The sequence below is a fragment of the Paenirhizobium daejeonense genome, from assembly GCF_014280875.1.
Taxonomy (GTDB): domain Bacteria; phylum Pseudomonadota; class Alphaproteobacteria; order Rhizobiales; family Rhizobiaceae; genus Allorhizobium; species Allorhizobium daejeonense.
In genome coordinates, this window is sequence record NZ_JACLAL010000011.1 from 112,704 (window position 1) to 130,778 (window position 18,075).

Genomic DNA, 18,075 nt, shown 5'->3' on the forward strand with positions numbered 1-18,075 from the left:
AAATCGTCGTCATGCAGCGTGAGACAACGCCACAGGTCTCTGAACAGACCATTCCGGTCATCGATGTCGCTCCGTTCATCACGGGAGGAGAAGGTGCTTCGGACGTAGTTCGCCAGCTTGAAACGGCGGCTCGCGACACCGGCTTCTTCCTCGTCACCGGTCATGGCGTCTCATCGGAAATCACAAAGCGGCTTTACGATCTCGCCCGTTCGTTCTTCGATTTTCCGCAGGAATGGAAAGTCACGCAGGGCCGGACCACGGATCTCGACGGCGGCGTCGCATTCTCGCCCATCGCGGACGAGGCCCTTGCCGCAACGCTCGGCATCAAGACCCCCGGCGACTACAAGGAAAGCCTGAACTACGGCCCCCGTCTCAAGGGTGGCGCTTGGCCCGACCAGCCGGCCGGTCTTCGGCAGGCCTTCATCGACTATTTCGGCGAAATGGAGCGACTGGCATTTCATCTCCGCCAGGCATTCTGCGCGGCAATCGGCCTGCCGGCCGAATACTTCGAACCCTCCTTTGTCGATCACCTCTCGGCGCTTCGGGTCATCAACTATCCGGAGCAGGAGGAAACGCCCCTGCCCGGCCAGATGCGCGCCGGCATGCATACGGATTACGGCTTCATGACTATCCTGCGCTCGGAAGCGTCCCCCGGCGGGCTGCAAGTCCAGCGCCGCGACGGCGAGTGGCTGGATGCGCCCAATATCGAAGGCGCCTATGTGGTCAACATCGGCGACGCCTTCATGCGCTGGACGAATGACGAATGGGTCTCGACACCGCATCGGGTGGCAAACCCGCCGGGCGATCGCAAGGGCAGCGCGCGGCGGCAATCCATTCCCTTCTTCCTGAACCCGAACGCCGGAACCGTGATCGAATGCCTCGCGCCCTTCACCCGGCACGGCAAGGCCGCGAAATACGACCCGATAACCTACGGCGAATACATCGCGCTGAAGACCAGCCAGGCTTTTTCCAAGTCCTGACGGCAAAGGACGAAGCGAAATCCGCAATACGCATGCACTGAACGACCTGAACAACAAGGGGAACTGAAATGACGAATTTGACGAGACGCCAGACGCTTTCGGCGATGGCGGGACTTTCCGCCGCCGCCATGTTCGGCCTGCCGGCACGCGCTCAGGAAAAAACCCTGGTGGTGCCGACGCTGGGCGGCGCCTGGGAACAGTTCTGGCGCAGCACGCTCGCGCCGGCCTTCACCGCCAAGAGCGGAGCCGCGGTGACGCTCGACGCCGGCAACGGCCGCGTCTGGAGCGCGAACCTGCGCGCCGCCGGCGTCGACAAGCCGCCCTATTCGTTCCTGATGACCAATGAGGCCTTCGCCAACAGCCTGCGCAAGGAAGGCTTCTTCGAAAAGCTCGACCTCACCAAGCTGCCAAACTACGCCGACCTCTACCCGCTCGCCAAGAAGACCGACGACTGGGGTGCCGTCGCCATGGTGTCGCCGATCGGTCTTGCCTACCGCACCGACCTCGTGTCGACGCCGCCGAAGGGCTGGAAGGACCTGTGGGAGAACCCGGAATTCAAGGGTCGCATCGGCCTCTACAATTTCGCCAACACCGCCGGCAAGATGGAGCTGATGCTGTTCTCCAAGATCTTCGGCAAGGACCAGTATGATGTCGACGCCGGCTTCAAGGCGCTCGAAAACCTCGGCCCCGTGATCCAGGCGGACTTCAACCTCTCCACCGGCATCGCCGCCGGTGAATTTGTCGTCGCCCCCTTCGACTTCGGCGAGGTTGCTCGCCTCCGCAAGCAGGGCCTGCCGATCGATATCGTCGTGCCGGAGGAAGGCATGCTGATGTTCGACCAGACGCTCAATATCCTCGTCAACGCGCCGGAGAAGGAACTCGCCTACGAATACGCGAACTTCATGCTGTCGCCGGAAGCCCAGACGCTGCTGATGAAGGAATTCTTCGTCTCGCCGACCAATGCCAAGGTCGTGGTTCCCGATGACCTGAAGGCCGACGTTCCGATCTCGGGCGCCCAGATGGACAATATCCTGACCTGGGACTGGGAGTTCATGAACAGCAAACAGGCCGAATTCGCCGAGACCTGGGCAAAGACCGTCAAGTAAGCTTGCCGGAAGGGCGGGCATACGCAAGCGTACCCCCGTCCCTATGCATGCCAGGCCGGCAATCCCTCCGCCGGCCTGGATTTTCGACATCGAGGCATGCCTGCGCTTTTCTTTCGCGGGCCATAGGGAAAGTTGAACACCATGACAGAGGTTAGCATCGAGCGGCTGACCAAGGACTACGGCAGCTCACGCGCCGTGGACGGGATCTCCATCCGCATCGGCGAGGGCGAGTTCGTGTCGCTGCTGGGACCATCCGGTTGCGGCAAGACCACGACGCTGAAGATGATCGCCGGTTTCGAGGACGTTTCGAGCGGCGCGATCCGCTTCGACGGCAAGGATGTCGTGCACGTTCCCGCCGAAAAGCGCGATATCGGCATGGTGTTCCAGAACTATGCACTGTTTCCGCACATGACGGTTGCCGGCAATCTCGCCTTCGGGCTGGAGATGCGCAAGGTGCCAAAGGCCGAGATGCGCGACCGCATCGCCAAGGTGCTCGACATGGTGCAGCTGTCGAGCCATGCCGACCGCTATCCCCGCCAGCTTTCCGGCGGCCAGCAGCAGCGCGTTGCGCTCGCCCGGGCTCTCGTCATTGAGCCGAAGATCCTGCTGCTCGACGAGCCACTCGCCAACCTCGACGCCAAGCTGCGCGAGGAAATGCGCGTCTTCATCCGTGACATCCAGCGCCGCGTAGGCATCACCACCGTCTACGTCACTCACGACCAGGCCGAGGCGATGACCATGTCCGACCGCGTCGTCGTCATGTTCGGCGGCCGGATCGCCCAGTGCGGCAGTCCTTCGGACATTTACGAGCGCCCCGCCAGCACCGAGGTGGCGAAGTTCGTCGGTCAGGTCAATCTCCTGCCCGCCTCGGTCGAGACTGTTTCTGGCAATGGCCGCTACGGCGTGACGAGCGCGCTCGGCCCGGCAGAAGTCGCCTGCGACCGCGCACTGAAGCAGGGAGAGACGATAACCCTTGCGGTCCGCCCCGAAGGCATCGAGATAGCTACTTCCGGCGAGGGGACTGCGGCGACCGTTCTGTCCAGCTACTATTCCGGCAGCCTCATGGACTATCGCCTGAAGCTCGACGCCGGCACCGAAATCGACGTCCAGACCTTCCCGCGCCACCGTTTCGCCGATGGCGAGCAGGTGAAGCTGATCGTCCCCTCCGACCGCTACTGGGTATTGGAGGCCGTCGCATGACGGAAGCTGGTTTCAGACGTCACGCCCCGCTTCTGCTGATCGCGCCCGCCGCAATCCTGCTCTTCGTCTTCATCCTGCTGCCCTATCTCACCATCGTCGTGATGAGCTTTCGCACGCCGGGACAGGGCGCGCCCTATGGCGAAGGCTATACGCTGGCGAACTACATTCGCTTCTTGTCCGACAGCTTCTACATCGGCCAGACGCTGAACACGCTGATGATCGGCTTCATCTGCACCATCGTCTGTCTCGTGCTGGGTTTCCCGGTTGCCTGGCAGCTTGCCCGCGGCAATTCGCGCTTTCGCGGCCTTGCCTATGGCATCGTGCTGTCTCCGCTTCTCGTCGGCATCGTCATCCGCAGCTACGGCTGGACGATCCTGCTCGGCAATAACGGCGTCATCAACCGCACGCTGATGAACCTCGGCATCGTCGATCGTCCGGTCGGCCTGATGTACAACACGCTCGGCATCGTCGTCGCGCTCTCCCACGTCTTCCTGCCCTTCATGATCCTGCCGATCATGAACGCCATTCAGGGCATCGATCCCTCGCTGGAATCCGCCGCCCGCTCACTCGGCGCATCGAAGGCGACCATTTTCCGGCGCATCATCCTGCCGCTCGCCATGCCCGGCATCCAGGCCGGCTGCATCCTGACCTTCGTTCTCTCGCTGTCGGCCTATGTGACGCCATCCCTGATCGGCGGCTCCAAGGTGAAGACCATGGCGGTCTCGGTCGTTGATGCGCTCGTGGACACCTTCCAGTGGCCTTTCGGCTCCGCACTGGCCCTCGGCCTCGCCGTCACCGGCGGCCTGATCGTCGTTGCCTTCTCGATGGCGACCCGCATGAAATGGAAGGCGAACTGACATGTCCAAGCGCTTCTTCACCGTCTACTGCCTGTTCATCTACGTCTTTCTGCTGGCGCCGATCCTCGTGGTCGTCGGCGCCTCGTTCAATGCCGGCGCGTTCCTCACCTTCCCGCCGCAGGGCCTGTCGCTGAAATGGTACAACGTCTTCTTCCACAACGAGGTCTTCCTCCGGGCGATCAAGACGTCGCTGTGGGTGGCCGCCGTATCGACCGTCATCTCCGGCGTCATCGGCACCATGGCGGCGATCTATTTCGTACAGTTCGCCGGCCGGCTGAAGGAAGCCGTGCGCATCACCATGATGGCGCCGCTGCTTCTTCCCGAAGTGCTGACCGCCATCGCGCTCTTGTTCTTCGTCTATACGATCGGCATCGGAACCCAGACGATGTTCGCGATGATCGTCGGGCATGTGCTGATTACCCTGCCTTTCGTATTCATCAACGTTTCCACGTCGCTTGAAAGCTACGATACAGCATGGAGCATGGCGGCCCGCAGCCTGGGTGCCGGAGCATTCACCCGCTTCCGTCGCATCATGCTGCCGCTCATCAAGCCGGGCGTCATCGGCGGCTGCCTCTTCGCCTTCATCATCTCCTTCGACATCTTCACCATTTCCTTCATGCTGAAGAGTGTCGGAACGGCGACCCTGCCGATCCAGCTTTACGACTACCTGCGCACCAACTTCACACCGGAAGCAGCCGCCGTCTCCACAATCTCGGTCGTGCTGACGCTGGTCGTCGTGGTGGTGACGGAGAAGTTCCTCGGCCTCAGGATCCACCGCTTCTGATGGCCCTAAAGTTCCAGTGACACCCGAATTCAGGCATCACTGGAGCTCGCCAATTTTCTCTAGGCGCCAGCGGCCACGGGGAAAACGCGGTGATTGGCGATGCGGATCGAGCCCTTTTGTCCCTGCTCGACATCCGTCATTGAGGGAACGCGCACTTCGAAGTGATCGCCGGTCGGCGTGCTCACGAGAAGATTGCGCTCACCCGGCCGGTCCATAACCCGGTTGACCGTGACCGAAATGCCGTCATCTTCGGAGGAAGACCAACTGGCATCAGAGGGACGGAAGAACACTTCCGCCGGACCATCCGGCACGCCCGAGGCCTCCAAAGAGGCCGCGCCCTTTAGCACCACGCCGCCTGCGACCTCAGCCGTGAACACGTTGGTATCCCCGAGGAACCGCATGACGAACGCCGAATTCGGGCTTCGGCAGATATCCGTCGGGCTTGCTTCCTGCACGATCTTTCCTTCATTCAGGATCACCACTCGATCGGCGAGATCGAGCGCCTCCTCCTGATCGTGCGTAACGAAAAGGGTGGTGATGCCGAGCTGGTCGTGGATTTCACGAAGCCATTTCCTGAGATCGCGGCGCACCTTGGCATCGAGCGCGCCGAAGGGCTCGTCAAGCAGCAGCACCTTCGGATCGACGGCGAGCGCGCGGGCAAGCGCCACGCGCTGACGCTGGCCACCGGAAATCTGGCTCGGAAAGCGGCCGCCCAGCCCCTTGAGCCGCACCAGTCCCAGGAGTTCCTCGACGCGTGCATCGATCTCCTGCCGGCTGCGCTTCTTCGCCCGCGCCGTCGTCATGCCGAACGCGATGTTCTCCGCGAGCGTCATGTGCGGGAAAAGCGCGTAATGCTGGAAGACGAAACCGACGCCACGGTCGCGAACCGGGATGCCGGTCGCATCCTGATCGCCGAAATGGATGGTGCCGTCATCGGCAAATTCGAGGCCGGCGACCATGCGCAGGATCGTGGTCTTGCCGGAACCGGAGGGACCAAGCAGCGCCACGAGTTCGCCGCTGGCGATATCCAGCGAAACCCCGTGCACAGCGCGGAAGGTGTCGAAGGTCTTGACGATGTTATCGAGCTGAATTCTCACGCGCTCTGCTCCTTGACGGTTTCGGCGGCAGGAGCGGCAACACCCCTGCGGCTTGCGCCATGACGCTCAAGTAGAGCCTTGGCAATGATGGTAATGACGGCGATGACGGCCAGAATGGAGGCGGCCGCGAATGCGCCGGCCGTCTGGTAATCGTGATAGAGCAGTTCGATATGCAACGGCAGCGTGTTCGTCTGGCCGCGGATATTGCCCGACACCACAGAGACGGCGCCGAATTCGCCCACGACGCGCGCGTTGCACAGCACGACGCCATAGAGCAGCGCCCATTTCACGTTGGGAAGGGTCACCCGCAGGAAGGTGCGGAAACCGGAAGCGCCGAGTGAGGTCGCGGCCTCCTCGAGATCCCGTCCCTGCGCCTGCATCAGCGGGATCAACTCGCGCGCGACGAACGGCGCCGTCACGAACATCGAGGCCAGCACGATGCCCGGAAGCGCAAAAAGCACCTTGATGCCGGCATCCTGAAGCATCGGTCCGAACAGGCCCTGAAGACCATAGACGAAGAGATAGCAGACACCGGCGACGATCGGGGAAATGGAGAAGGGTATCTCGATCGCCACGATCAACAGGCGGCGCAGCGGAAAATCGAACTTGGTGATCGCCCATGCCGCACAGACACCGAAGGCCGTGTTCAACGGCACGGCGATCAGGGCCGTCAGGACCGTCATCATGATGGCGCTACGCGTATCCGGATGATTGACGGCAGCCCAGTAGACACCGGCACCTTTCGAGAAAGCCTCCATGCCGATCACGATCAGCGGCGCGAGGATGAAGAAAGCACCAATGACGAGCACGATGCCGATCAGGGTCCGGCGAACCGCAGGCGTATCGCCGACACGGGTGGGACGGGCGTTGGGAGAGTGTGACATCGCTCAGCCCCTCTCGGTGTAGCGCAATGCGCGGTTCTGCAGCGCATTGGTGACGGCAAGCATGACGAATGCCGTAATGAGAAGGACCGAGGCAATCGCCGCCGCCGCCTGATAATCGTATTCCTCAAGGCGGATGAAAACGAGCAGCGCGGTGATCTCGGTATGGAACGGCTGGTTGCCGGCGATGAAGATGATCGCACCGAATTCACCGAGGCTGCGGGCAAAGGAAAGCGACACCCCGGCCAGCAGCGCCGGCTTCAGCAAGGGCAGGATGACGCGGCAAAACACCTCGCGATCCGTCCCGCCAAGCGACTGGGCGGCTTCTTCCAGCGCCGGATCGATCTCCTCCAGCACCGGCTGGACCGTACGGACGATAAACGGCAGGCTGGTGAAGGCCATGGCGACCACGATGCCGATAGGCGTGTAGGCGACCTGTATCCCGAGTGGATCGAGGAAGCCGCCGAACCAGCCGCCCGGCGCAAACAGCGTCGTGAGTGAAATACCGGCAACAGCTGTCGGAAGCGCGAAGGGCAGATCGACGATCGCATCGACGATCCGGCGTCCCGGAAAGCGGTAGCGCGACAGCACCCAGGCAAGCGCCAGTCCGAAGAACAGGTTGAAAGTGGTCGCCACCGCCGCGCAGAGAACCGTGACGCGATAGCTGGCGACAGCGCGCGGAGACGAGATGATCGCCCAATAGTCATACGGACCGAGGCTCGCCGCCTTGAAGACCAGCGCGATCAGCGGCAGGACGATGATCAGCGCGACGTAGAACAGCGTCACGCCGAGCGATAAATGAAAACCGGGCAGGACGCGATTTTTCAAACGACAGCCTCTTCGAACATAAAACAAGCCCGGCGGCCAAGGCCGCCGGGGTGAATAAAAGGTCTGGCGCTTGCCTTAACGCTGCCCGTAAAGCTCGTCCAGCAGACCTCCCGAAGCGAAATGCGTTTTCTGGATATCGCTCCAGGAACCGAAGACATCCTCGACCTTCGCAAGCTCGACCGGCGGGAACTCGCTCTTGAACGCAGCACTGACCTCGGGATCGTTCACCCGGTTGCCGTTTTCGGCAAGGATGCGCTGACCTTCCGGCGTGTAGAGGAAGTCAAGATAGGCCTTGGCGAGATCACGCGTTCCACGCGCATCGACAACCTTGTCGACGATGGCGACCGGAAACTCGGCCAGCAGGCTGGAAGGCGGGGTTACGGATTCGAGCTTGTCCTTGCCGAATTCCTTCACGATACCGCGCGTCTCGGCTTCGAAGGTGACGAGCACGTCGCCGACATTACGCTCCACAAAGGTCGTGGTGGCGGCACGCCCCCCGGTATCGAACACCGGAACGTTGTTGAACAGCTTGGTGATGAATTCCTTCACCTTGGCCTCATCGCCACCATAGGCCTTTTTCGCGAAAGCGGTCGCGGCCAGATAGGTATAGCGGGCATTGCCCGAGGTCTTCGGATTCGGGAAGATTACCTTGACGTCGTCGCGGATGAGATCGTCCCAGTTCTTGATATTCTTCGGATTACCCGCACGGACGACAAAGGCCGGGAAGGAGTAATAAGGCGAAGCGTTGTTTGGGAAATTCTTCTGCCAATCGGTGGAAACGAAACCACCCTTGGCCAGCGTTTCGACGTCGGTCACCTGATTGAACGTGACGACATCGGCCTCAAGGCCTTCGAGGATCGAACGCGCCTGCTTGGAAGAGCCGGCATGCGACTGATCGATGACGACGTCCTTGCCGGTTTCAGCCTTGTACTTCGGCACGAAGGCCTCATTCACGGCGACGAACAACTCACGCGAGATATCGTAGGACGCGTTAAGTATCTTGTCCTCGGCCCGAGCCAGCGACGTGCCTGCAAGCACTGCCGCCACAGCAATCGAAAGCCTGAAAATGCGCTTCATGAAACAAACCCCAGCGAAATGTTGATGCTGGAACAAAGGTATAGGCCAGGAGATGGCAAAACGAGGCGAGAACAGGTCGCGCGTTCGGCGAAAGCCGAAATGATTTTCCGCAACCAACGTCACATGTGGCAGAGATTTCCGGCGAATGCTGTCACCACCTATTCCGCCATCATCGTACTCCCATACTGCGCCTGTCTCGTCATGGATGGCGATATTTTTGCCCACAGACCGCGACATGCGCGTGCGAATGCCACGGTTTCCGCCCCTCACATCGATCATTCGAGGTTCTGGAATACCTCGACCCGCTTTGTCGATATCCGTAGTGACCTGTTCGCCTCGCCACTGCTCTTTCCTCAGGAACAGACCAGGCCGAGAGCGGATGGCACCCCAGCCGCAAAACCTAGATTATGGGTATCGACAGAAATATCTTCCGATTTATCCCTCACTGATAGTATTTTGCACCTTTCTCCAGACGCTCGTTTTCAGCAAAACAAGACAGATCGTTCTATTTGGGAGGCCCATGCGAGACCACATCCTGAAAGTCGCCGAGAAGCTGTTTTACGAGGAGGGTATCCGGGCCATCGGAATCGACCGCATCGTGGCCGAAGCGGATATTGCGAAAGCCACCCTGTACCGGCATTTTCCCGCGAAGACGGATCTCGTCGCGGCCTATCTCAAAGCGCGCAATGAGCGTGTGCTGGAGGCCATGGGGCAAATTGCGGCCACGGATAGGGCCTCGCCGGCAGAACGTATCCGCACCATTTTCCGTAATCTTCATGAGAAGGCGGACACGCCCTCATTCCGGGGCTGCGCCTTCATGCTGGCGCTGGCGGAAAGCGAAGGCACGCCTGAGGTTGTCGCCATTGCGCGCGAGCACAAGAGCGTCGTCAGGCAGATTCTTCTGGAACTCTGTCGGGATTTTGCGCGGGAGCCGGAACGCCTCTCGAAGCGCATCGCGCTCTGCTACGAAGGAGCGCTGGCGACCATCGCAGTCGACCGCGATCCGGACGCGGCACAGGTTGCACTCGATATCGTCGACGCCCTTGTCCAGGCAGATAGCGCGGCGCCTCGCCCATGACTCAAAGGCCCCTCGGCGGCACACCGAAGGACCGTTTTCGAATAATCAGGCCGGCAGAACGTCGATGAAGCCATCGGCTTCGTTATAGACGATCCGTGTACCGTAGGCTTTGCTCATCTCCGCCATGGACGCCGCGATCTCGCGTGCAAGTTCGGGGCTGGCAATGGCCGGCAGGCCGCGTTCGGAAGGACGCTTGCGGTTGAGATCGAGGTCGATGGCTTTCAGCCTGACCTTCACGCCATCATCCTCGACATCACAGATCGCAATGCAGGAATTGGAGAAGCGCCGGTCGCCATAAAAGCCGATCGCGTTGCCGTCCGCGTCACGTGCACGCGACATATGCAGGTCGGACGGAAGGGAATCCTTGGTGAAGCCATAGGATTCGTACATTTCCGGCGTCATCTTCTGCATGCCGGCCTCGAATTCCATCAGCAGGCTGCCGAGCGAGTAGAAGATCGGCTTGCCCTTATAGAACTCGATGCCGCGCAGCATGTGCGGGCCGTGGCCGATTACCATGGTTGCGCCGGCGTCGATGGCGCGGCGGGCGAAGTCCTCAAGGAACGGCGCAGGACGCGGCGAATACCAGTTTTCCTCGGTTCCCTCATGCGCATGCAGGCTGAGCAGCACGCATTCGGAACGGTTGGCGGCATCCCGGATGTTGGCGAGAATGGCCTTCGCATCCTTCTCATTGTAGTGGTAGCGAATATAGGCTCGGTCGCCGCGTTCAAACTGCAGCGAGCCTTCGAATACCGAGCCGAAAGGCAGGCGATCCGCACCCGGATCCGGCATGATCTCAATATCCATCACTTCCTTGCGGCCGGCGGAAATTCCCAGCATTTCGTCGATCCGGCGAAGCTGCTGGAACTCCTCTTCCGGCAAAACATAGGCTCGCCCCCAGCGCAGCGGGTTGAGGCCTGCGCGAGCGGGAATGCCAGTGCCGGCAGTCGAGGCGGCGAACTCGGCAGAACGTGTCGTGCTCGTCGAAATCAGCGAGATGCGGCCTTCCGATGTATCGAGGAAATGCGGCAGCCGCGCCTCTTCGAGGCTGCGGCCGATGCCACTGTGAATGATCCCGCGCTCCTCGCAGGCTTCGATCGTATCCAGAACGCCCTGCGGCCCGAAGTCACCGGTGTGGTTGTTGGCAAACGAGAGCATGTTGACGCCGATCGACGTCAGTTCATCGACGGCCTCGATGCCGACTGCGGTCATGAAGCGCCGCGGCGCCGGAGCAGTACCATAGGCAGGGCAGATGAATTCCGCATTGGAGAAAGTAGCATCGGATTCCTCCAGGATGGACAGGAGTTTCGGATCGAGCCTTTCGGCAAGGTTCCCGCCCGAAAACAGGGCATCACCGGTCGCAACCACACGCATTTTTCATCTCCTAAACTGATAATTCCCAACCCGGCCGCAATCGGCTTGGCGGCGGTCCAACTGAGATCGGTGGGCGATCTGACTTCGTACACGCCAAGGGGCAGGCCGGACCCTAATACGACGGTGCGACGCGGCACAAGCCCACCACTCCGGGCATGCGCGAGAGCCCGCTTCACGCAGAGGTGGCGCATCCTTCACGCCTTCCCGCATAAGAGGGCTCTGAGCCACAAACAAATCGAGTTATCGGATGAATTTTCCTAATATCACGAGGTTGGTGGAAAATGCTTTCTTAAACTCCGGCGCGCCGTCCGCTAGCTATTTTGGAAAAATATTTTCGAGTGGCGAACCTCCGGGAGGGAGCAGTACGTCACCCTAGGGCCGGAGCATCCAGACATGACATCCCCTGCCGCATCGTTCCGGCCAGTGATCGCCTGCAACCTCGATCCGGAACAGGTCGAGCGACTTCGCGCGCATCGCAGCCAGCCCTTTGTCATCCCCTACACCGACACCGCACCCGCATGGGAAGTGCCCGAGGAAGCCGATTTCCTCTTCACCTTCTTCAAGGGCTGGGCCAATGCTCCGAGACAGAAGCCGGCCGGCTGGCCGCATCGCCTGAAATGGGTGCAGATCGCTTCCGCCGGCATCGACGCCTTCCCGGACTGGATCTTCGAGGCGCCGCTGGTAACCACCGGCCGCGGCATCTCCGCCGAAGCGATCGCCGAATACGTCATCGCCGCCGTCTTCGCCCATGAGAAGCATCTCTTCGATGATCTGCTCGTACACTCCGCCGACGCCTGGCAGAAGCGTACGCTCAACCTCGTATCCGGCAAGACCATCGGCTTCTACGGCTTCGGCGCGATTGCCCGCCGTACCTCGGAAAAAGCCCGTGCTCTGGGAATGCAGGTCGCAGCCACCCGACGAGGCCCTGCCGGCGAAGGCGACGGCGTACGCTGGTTTTCGGACCTCGCCAGCATGGCCGCCGAGGTGGATCATCTCATCCTCGCCGTGCCGCTGACCGCAGAAACCCGCCGCTCGGTCGGTGCCGGCGTCCTCGCCGCCGCGCGCCCCGGCCTTCACCTCGTCAATGTCTGCCGCGGCGAGGTTATCGATGACGACGCATTGCTCGCATCGCTCGACAACGGGCAGCTATCGGCCGCGACGCTCGATGTCACAGCGCCTGAGCCCCTGCCGGCCGGACACGTCTTCTACACCCATCCGAAAATCCGGCTGACCCCGCACATTTCCTGGACCTCCGAGGACAATGCAGCGCGCATCGCAGCCAAGCTGCACGGAAATCTCGATCGTTTTCTGGCCGGCGATCCGCTGGAAGATACGGTCGTCGCCGGCCGCGGCTATTAAGGGAAGGATCTCGACCGTGACGGCCGAAAACCACCAGACCGACACCACCCATCGCCAGCTCGGCCCGTTCTGCATCGTCGTCGGCGCCGCCGCCCTGTGGATCGCACGGGACTATGAGACCGGCACCTTCGTCGCCATGGGACCCGGCTTCTTCCCCAAGACCGTTTCCATGCTGCTGATCGCGCTTGGTGCCTTCATTCTTCTCGTTGGCGGCCGGGATCTTCCCCCCGATGACGAGCAGGACGCACCTGTCCACGGCCACAATATCGCCGATGTGCTGAGAGTAATCGGCTGTATCACCGGCTCGATCATCATTTTCGGCCTGACGCTGAAGCCCTTCGGCCTGCCGATCGCAAGCTTCCTCATGGTCGTTCTCGCAAGCTTCGCCCGCAAGAGGGCAAGCATCACCCAGACGCTCGCAGCCGCGGTCGCGCTTGCCGTCTTCGCCACGCTGCTTTTCCCGCTGGCCCTTGGGCTGCAGATCCCCGTTCTGCCGGAGTTCGTACGATGATCGACGGCGTTGACGTCTTCAGTGGCATCACCCTCGGGCTCGGCGTCGCCCTGACGCCGGCCAATATCGCCTTCTGCCTGATCGGCTGCCTTGTCGGCACGCTGGTCGGCGTTCTGCCGGGCCTCGGTCCGACGGCGACGATCGCGATCCTTCTACCCATGACCTTCGGGCTGGACCCGGTAACCGGGCTGATCACACTGGCCGGCATCTATTACGGCGCGCAATACGGCGGCTCGACCACATCGATCCTGCTCAGGTTACCGGGAGAAGCGTCGTCGGTCGTCACTGCACTCGACGGCCATGCGATGACCCGCAACGGACGTGGCGGGGCGGCTCTCACCATTGCTGCGGTCGCCTCCTTCTTCGCCGGCACCGTCGCCACCTTCTTCATGGCCGCCTTCGCGCCGGTTCTTGCAAGCGCCGTGCTGAAATTCGGGGCGCCGGAATATTTCATGCTGATGTTCCTCGGGCTCATCACCTCGGTGGTGCTGGCGCAGGGTTCGGTGCTCAGAGCCGTCACCATGATCGTGCTTGGCCTGCTCCTCGGCCTCGCCGGCACGGACATCAATTCCGGCCAGTATCGCTATGACTTCGGCTTCTTCGAACTCTTGAACGGCGTTCCCTTCGTGCCCCTCGTCGTCGGCCTGTTCGGCGTTGCCGATATCCTTGTGACGCTGGAGCGGGTAGCAAGGGACGAGGCTCCGCCGGTCATTAACCGGATCAGCAGCCTCTGGCCGACCCGTGAGGAAGTGAAGCAGGCAACCCCCGCCACGGTGCGCGGCACCGTCATCGGCATGGTTCTCGGCCTTCTGCCGGGTGGCGGCGCATTGCTGTCCTCCTTCCTTGCCTACACCACCGAAAAGCGGTTCTCCCGCACGCCGGAAGCCTTCGGCACCGGCCTGCCGCAGGGCGTGGCCGCTCCGGAATCCGCCAACAATGCCGGCGCCCAGACGGCGTTCCTGCCGCTGCTGACCCTCGGCATTCCGTCGAACGCCATCATGGCACTGATGGTCGGAGCCATGATGGTGCACGGCATCGTTCCCGGTCCCAAGATCATCACCAGCCAGCCCGACCTGTTCTGGGGCCTGATCGCCAGCATGTGGGTCGGCAATCTGATGCTGCTCGTCATAAACCTGCCGCTGGTCGGCATCTGGGTGCAGCTTCTCAAGATCCGCTACCAGTTCATGTTCCCGACGATCCTCGTCGTCTCCATCGTCGGTATCTACGGCGTCGAATTCACCACCTTCGATGTCTATCTCACTGCCATCTTCGGCCTGCTCGGCTATTTCATCCACAAGTGGAAGTGCGAACCCGCTCCGCTGGTGCTCGCCTTCGTGCTCGGCCCGATGATGGAGGAATATTTCCGCCGTTCCATGCTGGTCGGACGCGGCAACCCGATGATCTTCATCGAACATCCGATCAGCCTCGCCATGCTCGTCGTCACGGTCCTGCTGATTGCCAGCATGTTCTTACCCTTCATCCAGAAATTCCGGCAAAAGGCCTTTGCCGAATAACGCCCTAAAAGGATCACGACATGACCTTCAGCCTGACAAGACGGACCTTCCTCGCCGCAACCGCGCTGGTATCCGCTAGCGCCCTTGGCGGACGTTCGGCCTTTGCCGACGACACCTTCCCGTCGCGCAAAATAGACTACATCATCCCGTATAACGCGGGCGGCATGAGCGATAATCTCTCGCGCCTGATCGGGGAAAGACTGACGGCTGCAACCGGCCAGCAGGTCATCAACGACTACAAGCCGGGCGCCGGCGGCGCAATCGGTGCCAACTACTTCATAGGCACGCCGGCCGACGGCTACACCCTGCTGCAGTCCACCAACAGCTTCTACGGCATCATTCCCTTCGTCACCAAGGTTCAGTACAAGCCGCTGACCGATCTGGTGCCGCTGGTCCTGATCGGCGACGCGCCGATGGTAATCGCCGTCAATCCCGCCGTACCGGTCAAGTCGCTGCCGGAACTGATCGCCTATGCCAAGGAAAACCCGGGCAAGCTCGCCTACGGCACCGCCGGCAAGGGCACGGTCGGCCACCTCAGCGGCGAATGGCTGCAGAAGGCTGCCGGCATAGAACTGCTTCACATCCCCTATAACGGCGCTCCCGCCGCCTTGCAGGCCGTTCTCGGCAACGAAGCCCAGGTCTTCTTCGGTCCGGAAGCCGCCCAGCACATCACCGCCGGCACGCTGACGGGTATCGCCGTGCTCGGCGACAAGCGCTGGGACAAACTGCCCGACCTGCAGAGCACCGCAGAAGGCGGCCTGACCGGCTGGGCTCCGCGCAGCTGGCACACCATCTCGATCCAGGCTTCCGTTCCCGATGACGTCAAGCAGAAGCTGAACAGCCTGATCAACAGCGTTCTGGAACAGCCGGACGTGCGCGAAAAGATCATCAGCTTTGGCCTGATCCCCGGTATCGAGACGCTGGAGCAGGTGGCCCAGCGCGCCAAGGACGACGCCGAACAGTTCGGCGGCCTGATCCGGGACGCGGGTCTGGCAATCGCCAACTGATCTGATACTGCACGGGCGGCAACACTGCCGCCCGTCTCCTTCCTGACGCTCATCCGCACCCTCATGCAGGCTCCTCCGGGATGCGGCAAACCATACGGCCACGCGGCCACTTCGGAGTTCATCATGTCGCTTACCCTCCCCGGCTCCCTCGTCACCACCGAATGGCTCGCCGCCCATCTCGACGCGCCCGGGCTGGTTTTGCTGGACGGCTCGTTCACCATGCCCGGCGTCACGCCCACGGCTGCTGAAAACTATCGCGAGCGGCATATTCCCGGTGCGCGCTTCTTCGACATCGAGGAGATCGCCGATCACGCCTCGTCGTTGCCGCATATGCTGCCTTCCGCTGAAGCATTCGAGGCTGTTGCCCGTCGTCTCGGCCTATCCAACGACAGCGTCGTCGTGATCTACGACACCCCCGGCCTCGTTTCCGCCGGCCGCGTCTGGTGGACGCTTCGGGTGTTCGGACATGACAGGATCGCGGTGCTCGACGGCGGTCTGCGAAAGTGGCGCGCCGAGGGCCGACCGGTGACCGCCGAGCTCCCTATCCCCGCCGAAGGAACGTTCCGCGCCACCTTCCACCCCGAACTTGTACGCTCGAAGACGGACATGCTGCAGAACCTACAGACGAAGGCCGAGCAGGTGATCGACGCCCGCGCCGCCTCGCGCTTCACCGCAGCCGAAAACGAGCCCCGGCCCGGCCTGCGCGCCGGCCACATCCCCGGCAGCTTCAACCTGCCGTCTTCCAGCCTGACCGATCCTGAGACCGGCGAGATCCTCAAGCCGGAAACCTTGAAGGCGCTGTTCGAAAATGCCGGACTGGACCTCTCTCGGCCGGTTGCCGCCACTTGCGGTTCCGGCGTCACCGCCTCGGCGTTGGCCTTCGGCCTTCACCTGATCGGCATCGATAGGGTGGCGGTCTATGACGGATCCTGGTCTGAATGGGGCTTGCCCGGCGACACGCCGGTCGCAACAGGTCCTTCCGGTGCGGGAGAGAAGGCATGAGCGCCCTTCCGGAAGCTCTGTCAGAGGCCCTTGCCGGTCGGTTTGGCGAACGTTTTTCGCTGGCACAGGCCGTGCGCGAGCAGCACGGCCATGGCGAATCCCACCACACGACCGCCATCCCGGATGGCGTGGTCTTCGCTGAAACCACCGAGGATGTCGCCGAAACGGTCAGCCTCTGCGCCGAGCACAAGGTGCCGGTCATCGCCTTTGGCGCCGGCACTTCGCTCGAAGGACACCTCATCGCGCTGAAGGGCGGCATCTCGATCGACCTCAGCCGCATGAACAGCATCCTGCGCGTCAGCTCCGCCGATCTCGATTGCACCGTGCAGGCCGGCGTGACGCGTGAACAGCTGAACAACGACCTTCGCGATCAGGGCCTTTTCTTCCCGATCGATCCCGGCGCCAACGCCTCGATCGGCGGCATGGCCTCGACCCGAGCCTCGGGCACGAACGCCGTGCGTTACGGCACCATGCGTGAAAACGTGCTGGCGCTCACCGTCGTCCTGCCCGACGGCAAGATCATTCGCGCCGGCAGCCGGGCCCGCAAATCCTCCGCCGGCTACGATCTGACGAGGCTCTTCGTCGGTTCGGAGGGCACACTCGGCATCATCACCGAAGTGACGGTCAAGCTTTACGGTATTCCCGAAACGATCTCGGCGGCGCTCTGCTCCTTCGAAGACGTCTCGCAGGCCGTCGACACGGCCATCGCCATCGTGCAGCTCGGAATTCCGGTTGCACGCATGGAACTCATGGACCGTGGCCTGATCGCCGCCGTCAACCGCTATTCGGGACTGGACCTCAAACTGGAAGACACTCTCGCCTTCGAATTCCATGGCTCGCCGGCAAGCGTCGAGGAACAGGTTGCCATGGTTCGCGACATCGTGCGCGACAATGACGGCAAGGACTTCGAGTGGGCAAGTTCCCCGGAAGAGCGCAACCGCCTCTGGAAAGCGCGCCACAACGCCTTTTACGCCGTTGTTTCCCAGCGGGCGAACGCCAAGGGCTGGTCATCGGATGTCTGCGTTCCGGTTTCCGAACTCGGCGGCTGCATTCTCTACACCCGTGAACTCTTGAAGGACTGCAAGGTGCCGGCCGCCATTCTCGGCCATGTCGGCGACGGCAACTATCACGTGGTCTTCGCTGTCGATCCCTCAAACGAAGAGGAGATGGCCGAAGTCGCGGGGATCAACAAGCAGATGGTCAAGCGGGCAATCTCCGTCGGCGGCACCTGCACGGGCGAACACGGCGTCGGCACCGGCAAGATCGCCTACATGCGCGAGGAACACGGCAACGCCGTGGATTTCATGGCGCTGCTGAAGCATGCCATCGATCCCGCCGGCATTATGAACCCGGGCAAGATACTTCCCTGACGACAGGCCTGTAATGACTTCCCCCAAAGCCATCGACACCGGCGAGCGGACCC

At 61.9% G+C, this 18,075-nt stretch carries 17 protein-coding genes; 12 read left to right on the forward strand and 5 right to left on the reverse strand.

Features of this window, described 5'->3' with window-relative positions; all coding sequences use genetic code 11:
* Window positions 1-11: 11 nt before the first annotated feature.
* From H4I99_RS22020 to H4I99_RS22040, 5 genes are all read left to right on the forward strand, one after another.
* Complete coding sequence (locus H4I99_RS22020; protein WP_163901522.1) at window positions 12-980, forward strand: isopenicillin N synthase family dioxygenase; 969 nt, start codon at window positions 12-14, stop codon at window positions 978-980.
* A gap of 68 nt (window positions 981-1,048) precedes the next feature.
* Window positions 1,049-2,086 (forward strand): ABC transporter substrate-binding protein, encoded by a 1,038-nt coding sequence (locus tag H4I99_RS22025; protein WP_163901524.1) that lies wholly within the window; start codon window positions 1,049-1,051, stop codon window positions 2,084-2,086.
* Between the two features lie 141 nt (window positions 2,087-2,227).
* Window positions 2,228-3,286, forward strand: a complete 1,059-nt coding sequence (locus H4I99_RS22030; RefSeq protein WP_163901526.1) for an ABC transporter ATP-binding protein — start codon at window positions 2,228-2,230, stop codon at window positions 3,284-3,286.
* Window positions 3,283-4,143, forward strand: a complete 861-nt coding sequence (locus H4I99_RS22035) for an ABC transporter permease (protein WP_163901528.1) — start codon at window positions 3,283-3,285, stop codon at window positions 4,141-4,143. Before H4I99_RS22030 ends, H4I99_RS22035 begins: the two co-directional genes overlap by 4 nt.
* Before the next feature lies 1 nt (window position 4,144).
* A complete protein-coding gene (locus H4I99_RS22040; RefSeq protein WP_163901530.1) occupies window positions 4,145-4,927 on the forward strand; it encodes an ABC transporter permease in 783 nt (260 codons plus the stop codon).
* A 59-nt stretch (window positions 4,928-4,986) separates the two neighbouring features.
* Here the strand turns inward: H4I99_RS22040 and H4I99_RS22045 are convergent, their stop codons facing one another.
* From H4I99_RS22045 to cysP, 4 genes are all read right to left on the reverse strand, one after another.
* Window positions 4,987-6,024, reverse strand: coding sequence for a sulfate/molybdate ABC transporter ATP-binding protein (locus H4I99_RS22045; RefSeq protein WP_163901532.1), 1,038 nt, complete (start codon window positions 6,022-6,024; stop codon window positions 4,987-4,989).
* Entirely contained in the window at window positions 6,021-6,908 is an 888-nt protein-coding gene (cysW, locus tag H4I99_RS22050; RefSeq protein ID WP_163901533.1) for a sulfate ABC transporter permease subunit CysW, read from the reverse strand. Before cysW ends, H4I99_RS22045 begins: the two co-directional genes overlap by 4 nt.
* 3 nt (window positions 6,909-6,911) lie before the next feature.
* The gene (cysT, locus tag H4I99_RS22055; RefSeq protein ID WP_163901535.1) at window positions 6,912-7,733 is read right to left on the reverse strand and encodes a sulfate ABC transporter permease subunit CysT; all 822 of its coding nucleotides are present in this window, start codon (window positions 7,731-7,733) and stop codon (window positions 6,912-6,914) included.
* A 75-nt stretch (window positions 7,734-7,808) separates the two neighbouring features.
* Window positions 7,809-8,810: a thiosulfate ABC transporter substrate-binding protein CysP gene (gene cysP / locus H4I99_RS22060; protein WP_163901537.1), complete on the reverse strand. Its 1,002-nt coding sequence runs from the start codon at window positions 8,808-8,810 to the stop codon at window positions 7,809-7,811.
* A gap of 520 nt (window positions 8,811-9,330) precedes the next feature.
* On the opposite strand from cysP, the gene H4I99_RS22065 reads away from it, so the two are divergent.
* Complete coding sequence (locus H4I99_RS22065) at window positions 9,331-9,888, forward strand: TetR/AcrR family transcriptional regulator (protein WP_163901539.1); 558 nt, start codon at window positions 9,331-9,333, stop codon at window positions 9,886-9,888.
* A 45-nt stretch (window positions 9,889-9,933) separates the two neighbouring features.
* Here the strand turns inward: H4I99_RS22065 and H4I99_RS22070 are convergent, their stop codons facing one another.
* The gene (locus tag H4I99_RS22070) at window positions 9,934-11,259 is read right to left on the reverse strand and encodes a CapA family protein (RefSeq protein WP_163901540.1); all 1,326 of its coding nucleotides are present in this window, start codon (window positions 11,257-11,259) and stop codon (window positions 9,934-9,936) included.
* Between the two features lie 393 nt (window positions 11,260-11,652).
* On the opposite strand from H4I99_RS22070, the gene H4I99_RS22075 reads away from it, so the two are divergent.
* The 6 genes from H4I99_RS22075 to H4I99_RS22100 all read left to right on the forward strand — a co-directional run bounded on the left by H4I99_RS22075 (window position 11,653) and on the right by H4I99_RS22100 (window position 18,022).
* Window positions 11,653-12,618, forward strand: coding sequence for an NAD(P)-dependent oxidoreductase (locus H4I99_RS22075; RefSeq protein ID WP_163901542.1), 966 nt, complete (start codon window positions 11,653-11,655; stop codon window positions 12,616-12,618).
* Between the two features lie 16 nt (window positions 12,619-12,634).
* Window positions 12,635-13,129, forward strand: a complete 495-nt coding sequence (locus H4I99_RS22080) for a tripartite tricarboxylate transporter TctB family protein (RefSeq protein ID WP_163901544.1) — start codon at window positions 12,635-12,637, stop codon at window positions 13,127-13,129.
* A complete protein-coding gene (locus H4I99_RS22085; RefSeq protein ID WP_163901546.1) occupies window positions 13,126-14,643 on the forward strand; it encodes a tripartite tricarboxylate transporter permease in 1,518 nt (505 codons plus the stop codon). The genes H4I99_RS22080 and H4I99_RS22085 overlap by 4 nt, the downstream gene beginning before the upstream one ends.
* Window positions 14,644-14,663: 20 nt before the next feature.
* Complete coding sequence (locus tag H4I99_RS22090) at window positions 14,664-15,650, forward strand: Bug family tripartite tricarboxylate transporter substrate binding protein (RefSeq protein ID WP_163901548.1); 987 nt, start codon at window positions 14,664-14,666, stop codon at window positions 15,648-15,650.
* A 123-nt stretch (window positions 15,651-15,773) separates the two neighbouring features.
* Window positions 15,774-16,652 (forward strand): 3-mercaptopyruvate sulfurtransferase, encoded by an 879-nt coding sequence (gene sseA, locus H4I99_RS22095; protein ID WP_163901550.1) that lies wholly within the window; start codon window positions 15,774-15,776, stop codon window positions 16,650-16,652.
* A complete protein-coding gene (locus tag H4I99_RS22100) occupies window positions 16,649-18,022 on the forward strand; it encodes an FAD-binding oxidoreductase (protein ID WP_163901552.1) in 1,374 nt (457 codons plus the stop codon). The genes sseA and H4I99_RS22100 overlap by 4 nt, the downstream gene beginning before the upstream one ends.
* Window positions 18,023-18,075 lie beyond the last annotated feature (53 nt).

Bases quoted from the DNA above. Each gene is read 5' to 3' on its own strand.
- H4I99_RS22020 (WP_163901522.1), top strand. From the start codon at position 12: ATGCAGCGTGAGACAACGCCACAGGTCTCTGAACAGACCATTCCGGTC.
- H4I99_RS22025 (WP_163901524.1), top strand. From the start codon at position 1,049: ATGACGAATTTGACGAGACGCCAGACGCTTTCGGCGATGGCGGGACTT.
- H4I99_RS22030 (WP_163901526.1), top strand. From the start codon at position 2,228: ATGACAGAGGTTAGCATCGAGCGGCTGACCAAGGACTACGGCAGCTCA.
- H4I99_RS22035 (WP_163901528.1), top strand. From the start codon at position 3,283: ATGACGGAAGCTGGTTTCAGACGTCACGCCCCGCTTCTGCTGATCGCG.
- H4I99_RS22040 (WP_163901530.1), top strand. From the start codon at position 4,145: ATGTCCAAGCGCTTCTTCACCGTCTACTGCCTGTTCATCTACGTCTTT.
- cysW (WP_163901533.1), bottom strand. From the start codon at position 6,908: ATGTCACACTCTCCCAACGCCCGTCCCACCCGTGTCGGCGATACGCCT.
- cysP (WP_163901537.1), bottom strand. From the start codon at position 8,810: ATGAAGCGCATTTTCAGGCTTTCGATTGCTGTGGCGGCAGTGCTTGCA.
- H4I99_RS22065 (WP_163901539.1), top strand. From the start codon at position 9,331: ATGCGAGACCACATCCTGAAAGTCGCCGAGAAGCTGTTTTACGAGGAG.
- H4I99_RS22070 (WP_163901540.1), bottom strand. From the start codon at position 11,259: ATGCGTGTGGTTGCGACCGGTGATGCCCTGTTTTCGGGCGGGAACCTT.
- H4I99_RS22075 (WP_163901542.1), top strand. From the start codon at position 11,653: ATGACATCCCCTGCCGCATCGTTCCGGCCAGTGATCGCCTGCAACCTC.
- H4I99_RS22085 (WP_163901546.1), top strand. From the start codon at position 13,126: ATGATCGACGGCGTTGACGTCTTCAGTGGCATCACCCTCGGGCTCGGC.
- H4I99_RS22090 (WP_163901548.1), top strand. From the start codon at position 14,664: ATGACCTTCAGCCTGACAAGACGGACCTTCCTCGCCGCAACCGCGCTG.
- sseA (WP_163901550.1), top strand. From the start codon at position 15,774: ATGTCGCTTACCCTCCCCGGCTCCCTCGTCACCACCGAATGGCTCGCC.
- H4I99_RS22100 (WP_163901552.1), top strand. From the start codon at position 16,649: ATGAGCGCCCTTCCGGAAGCTCTGTCAGAGGCCCTTGCCGGTCGGTTT.